This window comes from Plastoroseomonas hellenica (assembly GCF_018129085.1).
Classification (GTDB): Bacteria; Pseudomonadota; Alphaproteobacteria; order Acetobacterales; family Acetobacteraceae; genus Plastoroseomonas; species Plastoroseomonas hellenica.
The window spans coordinates 1-14,549 of the sequence record NZ_JAAGBB010000060.1 but is presented as its reverse complement, the minus strand read 5'-3'; the positions used below and the strand labels follow the sequence as shown (position 1 = coordinate 14,549).

16 protein-coding genes are annotated in these 14,549 nt (G+C 68.0%); 5 read left to right on the top strand and 11 right to left on the bottom strand.

Annotated elements, in window-relative coordinates:
- Positions 1-6: 6 nt before the first annotated feature.
- Positions 7-744, bottom strand: coding sequence for a GntR family transcriptional regulator (locus tag GXW71_RS29555; RefSeq protein WP_246527009.1), 738 nt, complete (start codon positions 742-744; stop codon positions 7-9).
- A 129-nt stretch (positions 745-873) separates the two neighbouring features.
- Between GXW71_RS29555 and GXW71_RS29550 the strand changes: the two genes are divergently transcribed.
- The 3 genes from GXW71_RS29550 (at position 874) to GXW71_RS29540 (ending at position 4,394) form a co-directional block, all read left to right on the top strand.
- Positions 874-1,845 carry a Bug family tripartite tricarboxylate transporter substrate binding protein gene (locus tag GXW71_RS29550; RefSeq protein WP_211856311.1) on the top strand — a complete coding sequence of 324 codons (972 nt, stop codon included), beginning with the start codon at positions 874-876 and terminating at the stop codon, positions 1,843-1,845.
- A gap of 72 nt (positions 1,846-1,917) precedes the next feature.
- A complete protein-coding gene (araD, locus tag GXW71_RS29545; protein ID WP_211856310.1) occupies positions 1,918-3,663 on the top strand; it encodes an L-arabinonate dehydratase in 1,746 nt (581 codons plus the stop codon).
- 14 nt (positions 3,664-3,677) lie between these two features.
- Positions 3,678-4,394 carry a ribonuclease activity regulator RraA gene (locus tag GXW71_RS29540; protein ID WP_211856309.1) on the top strand — a complete coding sequence of 239 codons (717 nt, stop codon included), beginning with the start codon at positions 3,678-3,680 and terminating at the stop codon, positions 4,392-4,394.
- A 57-nt stretch (positions 4,395-4,451) separates the two neighbouring features.
- Here the strand turns inward: GXW71_RS29540 and GXW71_RS29535 are convergent, their stop codons facing one another.
- From GXW71_RS29535 to GXW71_RS29530, 3 genes are read right to left on the bottom strand one after another with little or no spacing between them, the layout of a single operon-like run.
- A complete protein-coding gene (locus GXW71_RS29535) occupies positions 4,452-5,270 on the bottom strand; it encodes an NADP-dependent oxidoreductase (RefSeq protein ID WP_408902019.1) in 819 nt (272 codons plus the stop codon).
- A 36-nt stretch (positions 5,271-5,306) separates the two neighbouring features.
- The gene (locus GXW71_RS35015; protein WP_246527008.1) at positions 5,307-5,453 is read right to left on the bottom strand and encodes a hypothetical protein; all 147 of its coding nucleotides are present in this window, start codon (positions 5,451-5,453) and stop codon (positions 5,307-5,309) included.
- Positions 5,454-5,511: 58 nt separating this feature from the next.
- Positions 5,512-6,327, bottom strand: coding sequence for an oxidoreductase (locus tag GXW71_RS29530; RefSeq protein WP_211856308.1), 816 nt, complete (start codon positions 6,325-6,327; stop codon positions 5,512-5,514).
- A gap of 89 nt (positions 6,328-6,416) precedes the next feature.
- Here GXW71_RS29530 and GXW71_RS29525 point away from each other — a divergent pair, with 89 nt between their 5' ends.
- A complete protein-coding gene (locus GXW71_RS29525; protein ID WP_281417448.1) occupies positions 6,417-6,848 on the top strand; it encodes a winged helix-turn-helix transcriptional regulator in 432 nt (143 codons plus the stop codon).
- 100 nt (positions 6,849-6,948) lie between these two features.
- On the opposite strand, the gene GXW71_RS29520 is transcribed toward GXW71_RS29525, so the two are convergent.
- The 7 genes from GXW71_RS29520 to pdhA all read right to left on the bottom strand — a co-directional run bounded on the left by GXW71_RS29520 (position 6,949) and on the right by pdhA (position 14,076).
- The gene (locus GXW71_RS29520) at positions 6,949-7,419 is read right to left on the bottom strand and encodes a type II toxin-antitoxin system RatA family toxin (RefSeq protein WP_211856307.1); all 471 of its coding nucleotides are present in this window, start codon (positions 7,417-7,419) and stop codon (positions 6,949-6,951) included.
- 1 nt (position 7,420) lies between these two features.
- The gene (gene lipA, locus GXW71_RS29515; protein ID WP_211856306.1) at positions 7,421-8,401 is read right to left on the bottom strand and encodes a lipoyl synthase; all 981 of its coding nucleotides are present in this window, start codon (positions 8,399-8,401) and stop codon (positions 7,421-7,423) included.
- A gap of 69 nt (positions 8,402-8,470) precedes the next feature.
- Positions 8,471-9,865 (bottom strand): dihydrolipoyl dehydrogenase, encoded by a 1,395-nt coding sequence (gene lpdA, locus GXW71_RS29510; RefSeq protein ID WP_211856305.1) that lies wholly within the window; start codon positions 9,863-9,865, stop codon positions 8,471-8,473.
- 1 nt (position 9,866) lies between these two features.
- Positions 9,867-10,346 (bottom strand): GNAT family N-acetyltransferase, encoded by a 480-nt coding sequence (locus GXW71_RS29505; RefSeq protein WP_211856304.1) that lies wholly within the window; start codon positions 10,344-10,346, stop codon positions 9,867-9,869.
- Positions 10,343-11,644 (bottom strand): pyruvate dehydrogenase complex dihydrolipoamide acetyltransferase, encoded by a 1,302-nt coding sequence (locus GXW71_RS29500; protein WP_211856303.1) that lies wholly within the window; start codon positions 11,642-11,644, stop codon positions 10,343-10,345. Before GXW71_RS29500 ends, GXW71_RS29505 begins: the two co-directional genes overlap by 4 nt.
- Positions 11,645-11,660: 16 nt before the next feature.
- Positions 11,661-13,049: a pyruvate dehydrogenase complex E1 component subunit beta gene (locus GXW71_RS29495; protein ID WP_211856302.1), complete on the bottom strand. Its 1,389-nt coding sequence runs from the start codon at positions 13,047-13,049 to the stop codon at positions 11,661-11,663.
- A gap of 1 nt (position 13,050) precedes the next feature.
- Positions 13,051-14,076: a pyruvate dehydrogenase (acetyl-transferring) E1 component subunit alpha gene (pdhA, locus tag GXW71_RS29490; RefSeq protein ID WP_211856301.1), complete on the bottom strand. Its 1,026-nt coding sequence runs from the start codon at positions 14,074-14,076 to the stop codon at positions 13,051-13,053.
- Between the two features lie 237 nt (positions 14,077-14,313).
- Between pdhA and GXW71_RS29485 the strand changes: the two genes are divergently transcribed.
- A partial coding sequence (locus tag GXW71_RS29485; protein WP_408902018.1) for a hypothetical protein occupies positions 14,314-14,549 on the top strand: 236 nt, incomplete at its 3' end.

Sequence of the window (14,549 nt, the reverse complement as noted above, 5' to 3'; positions counted from 1 at the left end):
ACACGCTCAGAAGAAGTCCGGCGAGGCGGCGCGAATCGCCTCGACCATGGCGAATGTGCCGGAGAGGTGCCGGCGCAGATGCCGCTCGGCGCCGTCCGCATCGCCGCCGATGATCGCTTCGGCCAGCGCCTCATGGTCGCTGAGGATCGCATCGACCTTGCCGGGGCTCGGCAGGTGCAGGCGGCGCAGCCGATCGAGATGGACGCTGCGGCTGCGCACCAGGTCACGCAGGCCCGGCACCTCCGCCGCAGCGTAGAGCGCGGTGTGGAAGGCCTCGTCCGCCGCGGCGATTTCTGCCTGGTCGCCACGCGCGCGCCATTCGCGCATCCGCGCGAGCTCCGCCCGCAGGCTGGCGGCCAGCCGCGCATCGGGCGCGGCGGCGAGGCGGCGCACGATCTCGAGTTCCACCGACAGGCGCAGGAAGCTCGCCTCGCGCGCGCTGGCCAGGTCGATCTTCGTCACCCGCGTCGCGGAATGCGGCACCACCGCGATGAGGCCGTCCTCCTGCAGCCGGATCAGCGCCTCCCGCACCGGGGTCTGGCTGACGCCGAGCCGCATCGCGATCGCCGCGCGGGACACCACGGTGCCGGGCGGCAGGGCGAGCGAGATCAGCGCCTCGCGCAGGGTCTCATAGGCGTGCTCGGCCGCGGAGCGGCGCCGGCCCATGGGTGCCAGGACGGCGAGATCATCCGCCGGCGGCACGTCCATGGTCTTGCCGGATTCCGGGGCTGAGGGAATGTCCATGATAGCCAAGGGTTTAGCGAAACACCCGCTCGCGTCCAATATCTGAGTTGACAGGCTACATCTCATATATGAGTCATACCGGACCGATCCCAATCAAGAAGCGCCCCGAGGCGCAAAGGAGGAAACCGAGTGCCCTACCTGACCCGCCGCGGGCTTGCCGCTTCCGCCCTCCTCGCCTTGTCGGCGAGGCCCGGCGCGGCGCAGCCCGCCTATCCGAGCCAGCCTATCCGCGTGATCGTGCCCTTCTCGGCCGGCACCTCCGACACCATTGCCCGGCTGGTCGGCCAGGAGATGAGCAAGGCGCTCGGCCAGCCCGTGGTGGTGGAGAACCGCGCCGGCGCCGGCGGCAATATCGGCACCGAGGCCACCGCCCGCGCCACGCCGGACGGCTACACGATCTGCCTCGGCACCATCAGCAGCCACGCCATCAATCCCGGCATCTTCCCGCGCCTGCCCTATGACGTGCAGCGCGATTTCGCGCCGATCACCCAGCTCGCCGCGCAACCCAATGCGCTGGCGGTGACCCAGAATTTCCCCGCGCGCGACGTGGCCGAGCTGGTGGCGCGGCTGAAGGCGCGGCCCGGCGAGACCGTCTTCGCCTCCTCCGGCGTCGGCACCTCGGTGCATCTGGCCGGCGCGCTCTTCGCGCAGCTCACCGGTACCCAGATCGAGCATGTGCCCTATCGCGGCAGCGGCCAGGTCACGACTGCGCTGCTGAGCGGCGAGGTGCCGATGGCCTTCGACAATCTCTCCTCGGTGCTGCCCTTCGCGCGCGAAGGCAAGCTGCGCATCCTCGGCGTCACCGGCCTCGAGCGCAGCGCGGCGGCGCCGGAGATCCCGACCGTCGCGGACACCGTGCCGGGCTTCGAGAGCCTGTCCTGGCATGGCTTCTTTGCCCCCGCGGCGACGCCGCCCGCCGTCATCGCGCGGCTGCACCGCGAAGCGGTGGCGGCGCTGGCGGCGCCGGTGGTGGCGGCGCGTTTCCAGGAGCTCGGCATCACACCGGTCGGCAATACGCCGGAGGCGTTCCGCGCCTTCGTCGCCAGCGAGACCACGCGCTGGGGCGAAGTGGCGCGCCGCGCCCAGATCCGCATCGAGTGACGGTGGCGGGCGCCGGTACTATCGTCGGCGCCCGCGCTCCTCCTCCGCCACCCGCATGACCAAGGCAGCCCCATGACGACGCTCCCCCATCGCAAGCAACCGGCGGATCTGCGTTCCGCGCGCTGGTTCGGTCCCGCCGATCTGCGCTCCTTCGGCCATCGCTCGCGGGCCATGCAGATGGGCTACGCGCCGGAGGAATGGACCGGCAAGCCGGTGATCGCGATCGTCAATACCTGGTCCGACCTCAACCCCTGCCACACCCACCTGCGCCAGCGGGCGGAGGATGTGAAGCGCGGCATCCTGATGGCGGGCGGCTTCCCGGTGGAGCTGCCGGCGCTCTCGGTCTCCGAGAGCTACGTCAAGCCGACCACCATGATGTACCGCAACATGCTGGCCATGGAGACGGAGGAGCTGCTGCGCTCCCACCCCGTGGACGGCGCGGTGCTGATGGGCGGCTGCGACAAGACCACGCCGGGCCTGCTGCTCGGCGCCACCAGCATGGACATCCCCGCGATCTTCGTCCCCGCCGGGCCGATGCTGCGCGGCAACTGGCAGGGCAAGGTGCTGGGCTCCGGCTCCGATTCCTGGAAGTACTGGGACGAGCTCAGGGCGGGGAAGATCACCGAGCAGGACTGGCTCGGCGTCGAGGCGGGCATCGCGCGCAGCCACGGCACCTGCATGACCATGGGCACCGCCAGCACCATGACCGCGATCGCCGAGGCGGTCGGCATGGTGCTGCCGGGCGGATCCTCGGTCCCCGCCGCGGATGCCGGGCATATCCGCCTCTGCTCCGAAAGCGGCCGCCGCATCGTGGAGATGGTGTGGGAGGATCTGACGCCCCGCCGCATCCAGACGCGCCCTGCCTTCGAGAATGCGATCGCCGTCGCCATGGCGATGGGCTGCTCCACCAACGCGATCATCCACCTGATCGCCATGGCGCGCCGCGCCGGCCAGGATATCGGCCTCGAGGATTTCGAGCGCTTCAGCCGCAAGGTGCCGGTGATCGGCAATGTCCGCCCTTCCGGCAACGCCTATCTGATGGAGGATTTCTTCTATGCCGGCGGCATCCGCGGCCTGATGGACCGCATCCGCACGCATCTCGATCTCGGCTGCGTCACCGTCACCGGCCGGACCCTCGGCGAGAACATCGAGGGCGCCCGCGTCTACAACCATGACGTCATCCGTCCGCTCGACAATGCGATCTATGGCGAAGGCTCGCTCGCGGTGCTGAAGGGCAACCTCGCGCCCGATGGCTGCGTGATCAAGCCGGCGGCGATGGACCAGCGCTTCCTCAAGCACGCCGGCCCGGCGCTGGTGTTCGACGACTACCCGTCGATGAAGAAGGCGGTGGATGACGAAAACCTCGACATCACCGCCGACCATGTCCTGGTGCTGCGCAATGCCGGGCCGCAGGGCGGGCCGGGCATGCCCGAATGGGGCATGCTGCCGATGCCGAAGAAGCTGCTGAAGCAGGGCCATCGCGACATGCTGCGCCTCTCCGATGCGCGCATGTCCGGCACCAGCTATGGCGCCTGCGTGCTGCATGTCGCGCCCGAGAGCTATGTCGGCGGGCCGCTCGCGCTGCTGCAAACCGGCGATATCGTGAGCATCGATGTCGCCGCCCGCTCCATCCGCATGGAGGTTCTGGAGGAGGAGCTGGCGCGCCGCCGCGCCGCCTGGACGCCACCGCCGGCGCGCTTCGAGCGCGGCTATGGCTGGGTCTTCACCAAGCATATCCAGCAGGCCGACCAGGGCTGCGACTTCGATTTCCTGCGCACCGATTTCGGCGCGCCGGTTCCCGAACCCGCCATCTACTGAGAGAGTGCCCGAGCATGGCCCTGAGCCCTGAAACCCGCGACAAGCTGAAGCTGGTCAGCACGGCGACGCTGGCGACCGCGCTCTACAAGCGCGGCTTCCGCACCCAGTTCATCCAGGACGTGCACCCGCTGCACGCGCCGAAGGAGAGCATGGTCGGCGAGGCCTATACGCTCCGCTACATGCCGGCACGCGAGGACCTCAACACGCTGGCGGTGTTCCGCGACCGCGGCCATCCGCAGCGCAAGGCCGTGGAGGAATGCCCGCCCGGCGCGGTGCTGGTGATGGACAGCCGCAAGGATGCGCGCGCGGCCTCCGCCGGTGCGATCCTGGTCGGCCGGCTGATGGCCCGCGGCGTCGCCGGCGTCGTCACCGATGGCGGCTTCCGTGATTCTGCGGAGATCGCCGCACTCGGCATCCCCGCCTATCACCAGCGGCCATCGGCGCCGACCAACCTGACCTTGAACCAGGCGATCGACCTCAACGTGCCGATCGGCTGCGGCGATGCGCCGGTGTTTCCGGGCGATGTGGTGGTGGGCGACGCCGATGGCGTCATCATCATCCCCGCGCATCTCGCCGATGAGATCGCGGCCGAGGCCACGGAGATGACGGCCTTCGAGGATTTCGTCACGGAGAAGGTGCAGGAAGGCCGCTCCATCCTCGGCCTCTACCCGCCGACCGATGAGGCGAACCTGGCGGAATTCGCCACCTGGCGCGCTGCCAAGGGGCGCTGACCGGCGGCACCACCGGCCCGGGCATGGCGCCCGCCTCTGCCATGCCTGGGCCTGACGTCACTGCACGGCGACGACGACCTTCCCCCTCGCACGACCCGTTCCAACATAGTCCAGTGCCTCGTTGGTCTTCTCGAACGGGAAGACCCGATCGATCACCGGGCGTATCGCACCTGCCTCGATCAGGGAGGTGATCTTCCCGAGCTGTCCGCCGTTCGCCCTCATGAAGAGAAACGAATAGCTGATCCCTCGACGTTTGGACTTCCTCCTGATGCCGAAGCTCAGCAGGCGCATGACCTGCCGCAGCAGCCAGCCGGAGCCGCTCTGCCGCGCGAAGTCCGGATCGGGTGGACCGGAAATCGAGATCAGGGTCCCGCCCGGCTTCAGCACGCGAAGGGACTTCTCCAGCGTGTCCTTCCCGAGGCTGTTGAGCACGACATCATAGCCCTGCAGCACCTTCTCGAAGGCATCCTTCCTGTAATCGACCACCACGTCCGCGCCGAGGCTTTTCACCAGGGGGATATTCGCCGCACTCGTGGTCGTGGCCACATAGGCGCCGAGGTGCTTGGCAAGCTGGATCGCGATCGTGCCCACGCCGCCCGAGCCGGCATGGATCAGGACCCTCTGCCCCTTCTGCAGCTTGGCCCGCTCGACCAGCACCTGCCATGCCGTCAGGGCGACAAGCGGAATGGATGCGGCCTCCTGCATGGTCAGATTGTTCGGCTTCATCGCGACATCGGCCTCGTCCATGGCGATGCACTCCGCAAATGTCCCGATGCGATCCTGGGCCGGGCGTGCATAGACCTCGTCACCGGGCTTGAATCGGCGGACATTGGCCCCGACCCGGACCACGACGCCCGCCACATCGTTGCCCAGCACCAGCGGCAGGCGGTAGGGCAGGATGAGCTTGAACTCTCAGTCCCTGATCTTGTTGTCCAGGAGGTTCACGCTGGCGGCATGAATCTCGACCATGACGTCGTTCTCGCGCAGCTCCGGCACGGGACTTTCGCCGAGCCGCAAAGCGCCGCCTTTCGCATAGCGATCGATCAGGATCGATTTCATCGGGCTGGTTTTCGCGTCTGTGGCGAGCCGGCAGCGCCAGCGGCGCTGCGACGAAGGTTCAACCGGGAAGCCTGTTGAATTTCCGCAGGCTCCTGTCGACGAAGGCCTCGGGCAGGAAGCGGCGTATGAAGCGGACCTGCCCCGCGACCTTTCCGATGGTATAGCGTCGTCTGGGCGATGCCACATTGGCGGCGCTGACGGCGGCCTCGGCGACCAGCTCCGGCGCATCGCCCGTCGTGAGGACCTCGCGCATCAGCGTCTCCGCGCCGGTGCGCGCCGCATCGTAGACGGCGAGCGGCCGGTCCGGCCGCGTGAGGTTCTCTTCGAAGGCCGTGCGGGTTGCGCCGGGCTCGACGAGCACGACGCGGATGCCCTGCGTTCGCACCTCGTGGTCGAGCGATTCCGAATAGCCTTCGATGGCGTGCTTGGTCGATGCGTAGAGCGCGTTGTAGGGGGCGGGGATCAGCCCGAGTAGGGAACCGAGGTTGACGATCCGGCCGCGGCGCTGCCGCCGCATCACGGGCAGTACCGCATTCGTCATGCGCATGATGCCGAACACGTTCACGTCGAAGATGGCCTTCGCCTGCGCCGTCGTGGATTCCTCGGCGCCGCCGAGCAGCCCGATCCCGGCATTGTTGACCAGGAGGTCGATCCGCCCGACGCGGCTCAGAACCTCATCCACGGCGGCCTGCACGGAGGCGTCGTCGGTCACGTCGCAGACCAGCATGGCGATGCCATCGGGGGTATCGGGCATCGGCTTCCGGCTGGTGCCGAAGACCCGATACCCGTCGCGCCGCAGCGCCCGTGCCGTCACCAGCCCGATGCCGGAGGAAGCCCCCGTGACCAGGGCGGTGCCGCGTTCTGTCTTGCTCATGGATGTCCGCTTTCGGTTTGGGGTGGAACCCCGGTGCGGAGGGTGTTAATATCAAATCGATAGTAAGTCACTACTAAAAAGATATCGACATGAAGAATCTTTCGAGCCAGCCATGCCTGATCGCCCGGAGCCTGGCGCTCGTGGGCGACGCGTGGAGCATGCTGATCCTGCGCGACGCCCATACGGGGCTGACCCGCTTCGATGAGTTCCGCAAAAGCCTCGGTATCGCGCCGACGATGCTGACGGGGCGGCTTTCAGGCCTGACCGAGGAGGGATTGCTGGAGAAGCGCCGCTATTCCGACCGTCCGCCGCGGGACGAATATGTGCTGACGGAAGCCGGCCGCGACTTTCTGCCGGTGCTGTTTGCGATCGGCGCGTGGGGCCGCAAGCATCGCGGCGGGGGCCAGGTGACCCGGTTCTTCGACGCCGAGACCGGAACGGAGATCGATCCGGTCACCATCGACCGCGCGACCGGCGCTCCGGTTGGAACACGTCCCATTCGCGTCGCCGCCCCCGAATGAGCCGCCCCACGGTGGCTGAAACAGCGCCTGGCAACTCCCGCTGGAAGCCTGCTTCCGGTCAGCATCAGCCTTAGCTGCAGCCGATGCGGAAGGGTCTAGCTCAAGCCGAAGCCGGCCGCGGCGGCGCTTCCGGCGCCGGGTGGCGGCCATGCAGCGTCATGGCCCGGCGCTCGAAGGCGCGGACCATGACGCGCACCGCCTCGTTGAAGACGGGGCCGATCAGGGCCTGGAGTAGGCGGGAATTGAACTCGAAGTCGACGAAGAAATCGACCTCGGTGCCGCCGGCGACCGGGGTGAAGCGCCAGTGGTTGTTGAGGTAGCGGAAGGGACCGTTCAGGTAGCGCACATGGATGTGGCCCGGCCGTTCCAGCGTCACCTGGCTGCGGAAGGTCTCCCGGAACACCTTGAAGCCGATGGTGAGATCGGCCGTCAGCTCCGTCTCGGTCCGCGACAGCACCCGGGCGCCCACGCACCAGGGCAGGAATTCCGGGTAGCGGCGCACATCGGCGACGATGTCGAAGAGCTGCTCCGGCGTGTAGCGGAGCACCTTCTTCTCCGCATGCGTCGGCATCTCAGGCCCGCGCCCCGAGCTGCGCCTCGCGCGCTGCGCGGAGCGCCTCGAAATCGCGGTCGGCATGGTAGCTGCTGCGGGTCAACGGCGTCGCGGAGACGAGGAGGAAGCCCTTGCCGCGGGCGGCGCGGCCGTAATCCTCGAACTCGTCGGGGGTCACGAAGCGGTCGACCGCCGCGTGCTTCACGCTCGGCTGCAGGTACTGGCCGATGGTCAGGAAATCGACATCGGCGCTCCGCATGTCATCCATCACCTGCAGCACCTCGATCCGCTTCTCGCCGAGGCCGACCATCACGCCGGACTTCGTGAAGATGGTGGGATCGAGCTGCTTCACCCGGTCCAGCAGCCGGAGCGAATGGAAATAGCGGGCGCCGGGGCGGATCGTGGGGTAGAGCGCCGGCACCGTCTCCAGATTGTGGTTGAAGACGTCGGGGCGGGCATCCACCACCACCTCCAGCGCGCCGTCCTTGCGCAGGAAATCGGGCGTCAGCACCTCGATCGTGGTCCCTGGTGCCGCGGCGCGGATGGCACGGATGGTCTCGGCGAAGTGGAAGGCGCCGCCATCCTTCAGATCATCGCGATCGACGCTGGTGACGACGACATGCTGCAGCCCGAGCTTGGCCACCGCATCCGCTACCCGGCGCGGCTCGTCGGTGTCGAGCGCCTTCGGGATGCCGGTCGCGACATTGCAGAAGGAGCAGGCGCGGGTGCAGGTATCGCCCATGATCATCATGGTGGCGTGCCGCTGCGCCCAGCATTCCCCGATATTCGGGCAGGCGGCTTCCTCGCAGACGGTGACCAGGCGGTTCTCCCGCATCAGGTCGCGCGTCTCCTTGTAGATCGGATGCGTCGGCGCCTTGACGCGAATCCAGTCTGGCTTGCGCTGGATGGGATTGTCCGGCCGGTGAGCTTTCTCCGGGTGCCGTTCGGCGCCGGTCAGGGTCGTCCGGTGGTCGATGGTGATCCGCGTGGTGCTCGTCATGCTGGGCTTTCGCGAGGCCTGCCGGCCCGGCTGCCCGCCGTGGGGGCGGCGGGCAGCCGGGCATGGCTCCTAGATATGGATAACCCGGCCATAGGCGTCCAGCACGGACTCATGCATCGTCTCGCTGACGGTCGGATGCGGGAAGACGGCGTGCATCAGGTCGAGCTCGGTCGTTTCCAGGGTGCGGGCGATGCCATAGCCCTGGATCAGCTCGGTGACCTCCGGCCCGACCATATGGGCGCCCAGCAATTCCCCGGTCTTGGCGTCGAAGACCGTCTTGGTGAAGCCCTCGGGCTCACCCAGCGCGATCGCCTTGCCGTTGCCGATGAAGGGGAAGCGCCCGACACGCACCTCGTGGCCCTTTGCCTTGGCCGCGGCTTCGGTCAGCCCGACCGAGGCCACCTGCGGCCGGCAATAGGTGCAGCCCGGGATGTTCATGACCTCGAGCGGATGCGGATGCAGCCCGGCAATGGCCTCGACGCAGATCACCGCCTCGTGGCTCGCCTTGTGGGCCAGCCAGGGCGGGCCGGTCAGGTCGCCGATCGCATAGACCCCGGGCTCCCCGGTGCGGCAGAATTCGTCGATCACGACATGGGTGCGATCGACCTTCACCTTGGTGCCTTCGAGACCGATATTCTCGACATTGCCGACGATGCCGACCGCGGAGATCAGGCGATCGGCCTTGATCTCCTGCACCTTGCCCTCGGCCTCGACGATCGCGGTGACGCCGCCGCCTTCGCGCCGCACGCCCTGGACCTTGGCGCCGGTCATCACCTTCATGCCCTGCTTGGTGAAGGCCTTGTGGACGAAGGCGGAGACCTCCTCGTCCTCGACCGGCAGGATGCGGTCCATCACCTCGATCAGCGTCACCTCGGCGCCCATGTTCAGGTAGAAGGACGCGAATTCAGACCCGATGGCGCCGGAGCCGATGACGATCAGCTTCTTCGGCAGCGCGGCCGGCACCAGCGCCTCCCGGTAGGTCCAGATGTATTCGCCATCCGGCTCGATCCCCGGGATCACCCGGGCACGGGCGCCGGTCGCCAGGATGATGTGCTTGGCGGCGAGCTCAGCGACCGGCTTGCCGTCCTTGGCGACCGAGAGCTTGCCGGGGCCGGTGAGCTTGCCGTCCCCGTCATAGACGGTGATCTTGTTCTTCTTCATCAGGAACTTGACGCCGCCCGAGAGCTGGCTGGCGACGGCGCGCGAGCGCTTGATCACCTTGGCGAAGTCGAAGCGCACATTGTCGGCCGCGAAGCCATAGGCATCGAGGCTGTGCAGCAGGTGGTTGATCTCGGAGGCGCGCAGCAGCGCCTTGGTCGGGATGCAGCCCCAGTTCAGGCAGATGCCGCCCAGGTTCTCCCGCTCCACGATCGCGGTCTTCATGCCGAGCTGGGAGGCGCGGATCGCAGCGACATAGCCGCCGGGCCCGCTGCCCAGCACAACAAGATCGAATTGGTCCGCCATCTCAGCCTCCTGCCAGTGCTTCGAGCGCGGCGCCATCCACGCGCTGCATCGTCCAGTCGTCCAGGCCCCGCGCGCCCATCGCCCGATAGGCGCCGATCGCCGGCGCATTCCAGTCGAGCACGCTCCATTCCAGCCGGGCGCCGCCTTCCGCGATGACGCGGCGGGCGAGTGCCTGGAACATGGCGCGTGCGATGCCGATGCCCCGGTGCTCGGGTTCGACGAAGATGTCCTCCACCCAGATGCCGTGGCGCCCGGTGAAGGTCGAGAAGGTTCGGTACCAGACGCAGATCGCGACCGATGCGCCCGCGACTTCCGCGATCATGGCGCCGGCATGCGGCGCCTCGCCGAACAGGGCACGGTGGAAATCCGCCTCCGTGCCTTGCGCCTCATGCGTGAGCTTCTCGTACTCCGCCAGAGCGCGGACCAGCCGGACGATCGTCGGAACGTCGCCCGGCACCGCGCCGCGGATCGTGAAGCTCACAGCAGCAGGCTCAGCGGATCCTCGATCACGCGCTTCAGGGCCTGCATGAACTCGGCGGCGAGCGCGCCGTCGATGACGCGGTGATCGACGCTGAGCGTGCAGGTCATCACCGTCGCGATGGCGAGCGCGCCATCCTTAACCACCGGTCGCTGCTCACCCGCGCTCACCGCCAGGATGCCGGCCTGGGGCGGGTTGATGATCGCGGAGAAGTCGCGCACCCCGTACATGCCCATGTTCGAGATGGAGAAGCCGCCGCCCTGGAACTCCTCGGGCTTCAGCTTGCCGGCCTTGGCGCGGGCGCCGAGGTCCTTCATCTCGTTGCTGATCGCGGCCAGGCCCTTCTTGTCGGCCTGACGCACGATCGGGGTGATGAGCCCGTCCGGGATCGAGACCGCGATCGAGATGTCGACGTCGTCGAACTGCAGGATCGCGTCGTCGGTCCAGGTGGCATTCACGTTCGGGAAGCGGCGGAGCGTCGCGGCGACGGCCTTGATCACCAGGTCGTTCACCGAGAGCTTGTAGGCGCCGGGGCCATCCTTCGGCGAGCGCGCATTGAGGTCGGCACGGAGCTTGAGCAGCGCGTCGATCTCGAAATCCATGGTCACGTAGAAATGCGGGATCGTGGCCTTCGATTCCGCCAGCCGCCGCGCGATGACCTTGCGGACGCCGCTGTTCGGCACCGCCTTGTGCGGCGCCGTGATGGCGGCCGGCGCGGCGGGCTTCGGCGCTGGCGCGCCAGAGGGCGCAGCGGCGGGTGCGGCCGCGGCCGGCGCGGGCTTCGCGAGTGCTGCTTCGATATCCGTCTTCACGATGCGCCCGTTCGGGCCGCTGCCGGCGATGCCGTCGAGCGACAGCCCCGCCTGCTGTGCCATGCGCTTGGCGAGCGGCGAGGCAAAGACGCGCTCACCCGGCGGGATCGGCTGCGGGTTGAGCGCTGCTTGTGCCGCCGGCGCGGGCGCCGCGGCAGGTGCTGGCGCAGCAGCCGGCGCTGCGGGCTGCGGTGCCGGGGCGGCAGCCGGCGCCGGCTTTGCGGCGGCGCCATCGGGAACGGCCTCGCCGGGCTCGACCAGCACGGCGATCACGTCATTGACCTTCACGCCCTGGGTGCCATCGGCGACCAGGATCTTGCCGAGCACGCCCTCATCCACGGCTTCCACTTCCATGGTCGCCTTGTCGGTCTCGATCTCGGCGATCACGTCGCCGGCGCGGACCTTGTCGCCTTCCTTCTTGAGCCATCGCGCGAGGTTGCCCTCGGTCATCGTCGGCGAGAGGGCAGGCATCAGGATGTTGGTCGCCATGATTGCTCCCTCCCTCTCAGCGATAGGTTACGCGTTTCGCGGCATCCACCACCTGTTCGAGGCGCGGCAGCGCGAGCTTCTCGAGGTTCGCGGCATAGGGCATCGGAATGTCGAGCCCGTGCACGCGCACCGGCGGCGCATCGAGGTGGTCGAAGGCGTTCTCGAGGATCTGCATCGCGACCTCGGCGCCGATGCCGGCATAGGGCCAGCCTTCCTCCACCGTGACCAGGCGGTTGGTCTTCTGCACCGAGCGCACCACCGTCTCGATATCGAGCGGACGCAAGGTGCGGAGGTTCACGACCTCGGCGCTGATCCCCTGCTCGGCGAGGGCGTCGGCCGCCTGCATCGCCATGCCGACCATGATCGAGAAGGCGACGATAGTGACGTCGCTGCCCTCGCGCTCGATCTTCGCTTTGCCGATCGGGAGGATGAAATCCTCGTCGGTCGGGCAGTCGAAGCTGTGGCCGTAGAGGATCTCGTTCTCGAGGAAGATGACCGGGTTCGGGTCGCGGATCGCGGCGCGCAGCAGGCCCTTGGCGTCGGCGGCACTCCAGGGTGCGATGACCTTGAGGCCCGGCAGATGCGCGTACCAGCTCGCGTAGCACTGGCTGTGCTGGGCAGCGACCCGGGAGGCGGCGCCGTTCGGGCCACGGAAGACGATCGGGCAGCCGAGCTGGCCGCCCGACATGTAGAGCGTCTTCGCCGCCGAATTGACGATCTGGTCGATCGCCTGCATCGAGAAGTTGAAGGTCATGAACTCGACGATCGGCTTCAGCCCGGTCATCGCGGCACCGACCGCCATGCCGGTGAAGCCGTGCTCGGTGATCGGGGTGTCGATCACGCGCTTGGCGCCGAATTCGTCCAGCAGCCCCTGGCTGATCTTGTAGGCGCCCTGGTACTGGGCGACCTCCTCGCCCATCAGGAAGACGTCCTTGTCGCGGCGCATCTCGAGCGCCATGGCATCCCGCAGCGCCTCGCGCACCGTGATCGGCTGCACCGGGCCCCAATCCTTCTCGGGCTCCGCCGCCGCGCGCTTCGGCTCCGCCGCCACTTCGGGGCGCTGCGCCGTGCCCTTTGCAGCGACCTCCGCATGCGATTCCGAGGACCGCGCCTCGGTCACTGCGGGGCCGGGCCCCGGTGCGCCCGAGCCATTGCTCTTGCCCTTGCCGCCGTCGAGCTCGGCAATGACCGAATTGACGCTCACGCCCTCGCTGCCTTCCGGCACCAGAATCTTGGTCAGCGTGCCTTCGTCGACGGCCTCGACCTCCATGGTCGCCTTGTCGGTCTCGATCTCGGCGATCACGTCGCCGGACTTCACCGCATCGCCTTCCTTCTTGAGCCAGCGCGCCAGCTTGCCCTCGGTCATGGTCGGCGACAGCGCCGGCATCAGGATCTCGACGCCCATCTCAGCGCTTCCCCTCGATCAGAATGTCGGTCCAGAGCTCGGATTCCGGCGGCTCCGGGCTCTCCTGCGCGAAGTCGGCAGCGTCCTGCACGATCGCCTTCACCTCGTCGTCGATCACCTTCTGGTCGGCCTCGGTGACGCCGTACTGCTCGGTCAGCAGCTTGCGCGCCGTCTCGATGCAATCCGACTGCTCGCGCATCTTCTGCACCTCCTCGCGGGTGCGGTACTTCGCGGGGTCGGACATGGAATGGCCGCGATAGCGGTAGGTCTTCATCTCCAGGAGGTAGGGGCCGTTGCCGGCACGGCAGTGGGCGACCGCGCGCTCGCCGGCCTCACGCACCGCCAGCACGTCCATGCCGTTCACCTGCTCGCCGGGGATGCCCCAGGCGGCGCCGTTCTTCGACAGGTCCTTGGAGGCGGAGGCGCGCTCCACGCTGGTGCCCATGCCGTATTTGTTGTTCTCGATGATGAAGATCACCGGCAGCTTCATCAGGGCGGCGAGGTTGAAGCTCTCGAAGACCTGGCCCTGGTTGGAGGCGCCCTCGCCGAAATAGGTCAGCGCGACGGCCCCGTCCTCCCGGTACCAATTGGCGAAGCCGAGGCCGGTGCCGATCGAGACCTGGGCGCCGACGATGCCGTGGCCGCCGTAGAAGCCCTTCTCGCGGCTGAACATGTGCATCGAGCCGCCCTTCCCCTTGGAATAGCCGCCGATGCGCCCGGTGAGCTCCGCCATCACGCCGCGCGCCTCCATGCCGGTCGCCAGCATGTGGCCGTGGTCGCGGTAGGAGGTGATGACCTGGTCGCCCGGCTGCAGGCACATCTGCATGCCGACGACGACCGCTTCCTGGCCGATATAGAGGTGGCAGAAGCCGCCGATCAGGCCCATGCCGTAAAGCTGGCCGGCCTTTTCCTCGAAGCGTCGGATCAGGAGCATGTCCCGATAGGCCTTGAGGAGGGCTTCGCGGGGGACCGCGGGCTCCTTCCCCTTGGCGCGACGCTTGGTTGCCGTCTCGGCGCCTTGGACCATGCCGCAATTTCCTCCGCTCGGGATCGCACGCGGCTTCCGATCTACGGGCGCCATTGGCATTCCGCAAGCGCGAGAGGTGCCGGAAAAACCTTTTATTGCAACGCAATAAGACGATTAACCGAATATCAGTTAAGTGCTTGATTGGGCGATACGCCGTGCATGCCGGCGCAATTAGCGGAAGGCGAGAGGCGGTCCCGCCAATCGAAAATTCGCCACGACCGAGCCCGGAGTTTCCGCATGCGACCCACCTTGCCCCCGGCCCTTCTGGCGAGTACCGCCGGCCTGCACGCCGCCGACCAACTGACCCTCGCGGCGCTGCCGCTGATCGCGACCCTGACGCTCGGCGCCGGACCCGGCATGGTGGGCGCGCTGGTGGCGGCCCAGGGTGCCGCCTGGCTGCTGGTCTCGCTGCCCGCCGGCGTGCTGGTGGACCGCAAGCCGCGGGCCCGGGTGCTGCGCGGCGCCGCACTCGG

What these genes read in the sequence shown, in the direction of transcription:
- GXW71_RS35015 (WP_246527008.1), bottom strand. Translation starts at nt 5,453, where the DNA reads ATGAAATCGATCCTGATCGATCGCTATGCGAAAGGCGGCGCTTTGCGG.
- pdhA (WP_211856301.1), bottom strand. Translation starts at nt 14,076, where the DNA reads ATGGTCCAAGGCGCCGAGACGGCAACCAAGCGTCGCGCCAAGGGGAAG.
- lipA (WP_211856306.1), bottom strand. Translation starts at nt 8,401, where the DNA reads ATGACGAGCACCACGCGGATCACCATCGACCACCGGACGACCCTGACC.
- GXW71_RS29520 (WP_211856307.1), bottom strand. Translation starts at nt 7,419, where the DNA reads ATGCCGACGCATGCGGAGAAGAAGGTGCTCCGCTACACGCCGGAGCAG.
- araD (WP_211856310.1), top strand. Translation starts at nt 1,918, where the DNA reads ATGACGACGCTCCCCCATCGCAAGCAACCGGCGGATCTGCGTTCCGCG.
- lpdA (WP_211856305.1), bottom strand. Translation starts at nt 9,865, where the DNA reads ATGGCGGACCAATTCGATCTTGTTGTGCTGGGCAGCGGGCCCGGCGGC.
- GXW71_RS29525 (WP_281417448.1), top strand. Translation starts at nt 6,417, where the DNA reads ATGAAGAATCTTTCGAGCCAGCCATGCCTGATCGCCCGGAGCCTGGCG.
- GXW71_RS29495 (WP_211856302.1), bottom strand. Translation starts at nt 13,049, where the DNA reads ATGGGCGTCGAGATCCTGATGCCGGCGCTGTCGCCGACCATGACCGAG.
- GXW71_RS29530 (WP_211856308.1), bottom strand. Translation starts at nt 6,327, where the DNA reads ATGAGCAAGACAGAACGCGGCACCGCCCTGGTCACGGGGGCTTCCTCC.
- GXW71_RS29540 (WP_211856309.1), top strand. Translation starts at nt 3,678, where the DNA reads ATGGCCCTGAGCCCTGAAACCCGCGACAAGCTGAAGCTGGTCAGCACG.
- GXW71_RS29555 (WP_246527009.1), bottom strand. Translation starts at nt 744, where the DNA reads ATGGACATTCCCTCAGCCCCGGAATCCGGCAAGACCATGGACGTGCCG.
- GXW71_RS29500 (WP_211856303.1), bottom strand. Translation starts at nt 11,644, where the DNA reads ATGGCGACCAACATCCTGATGCCTGCCCTCTCGCCGACGATGACCGAG.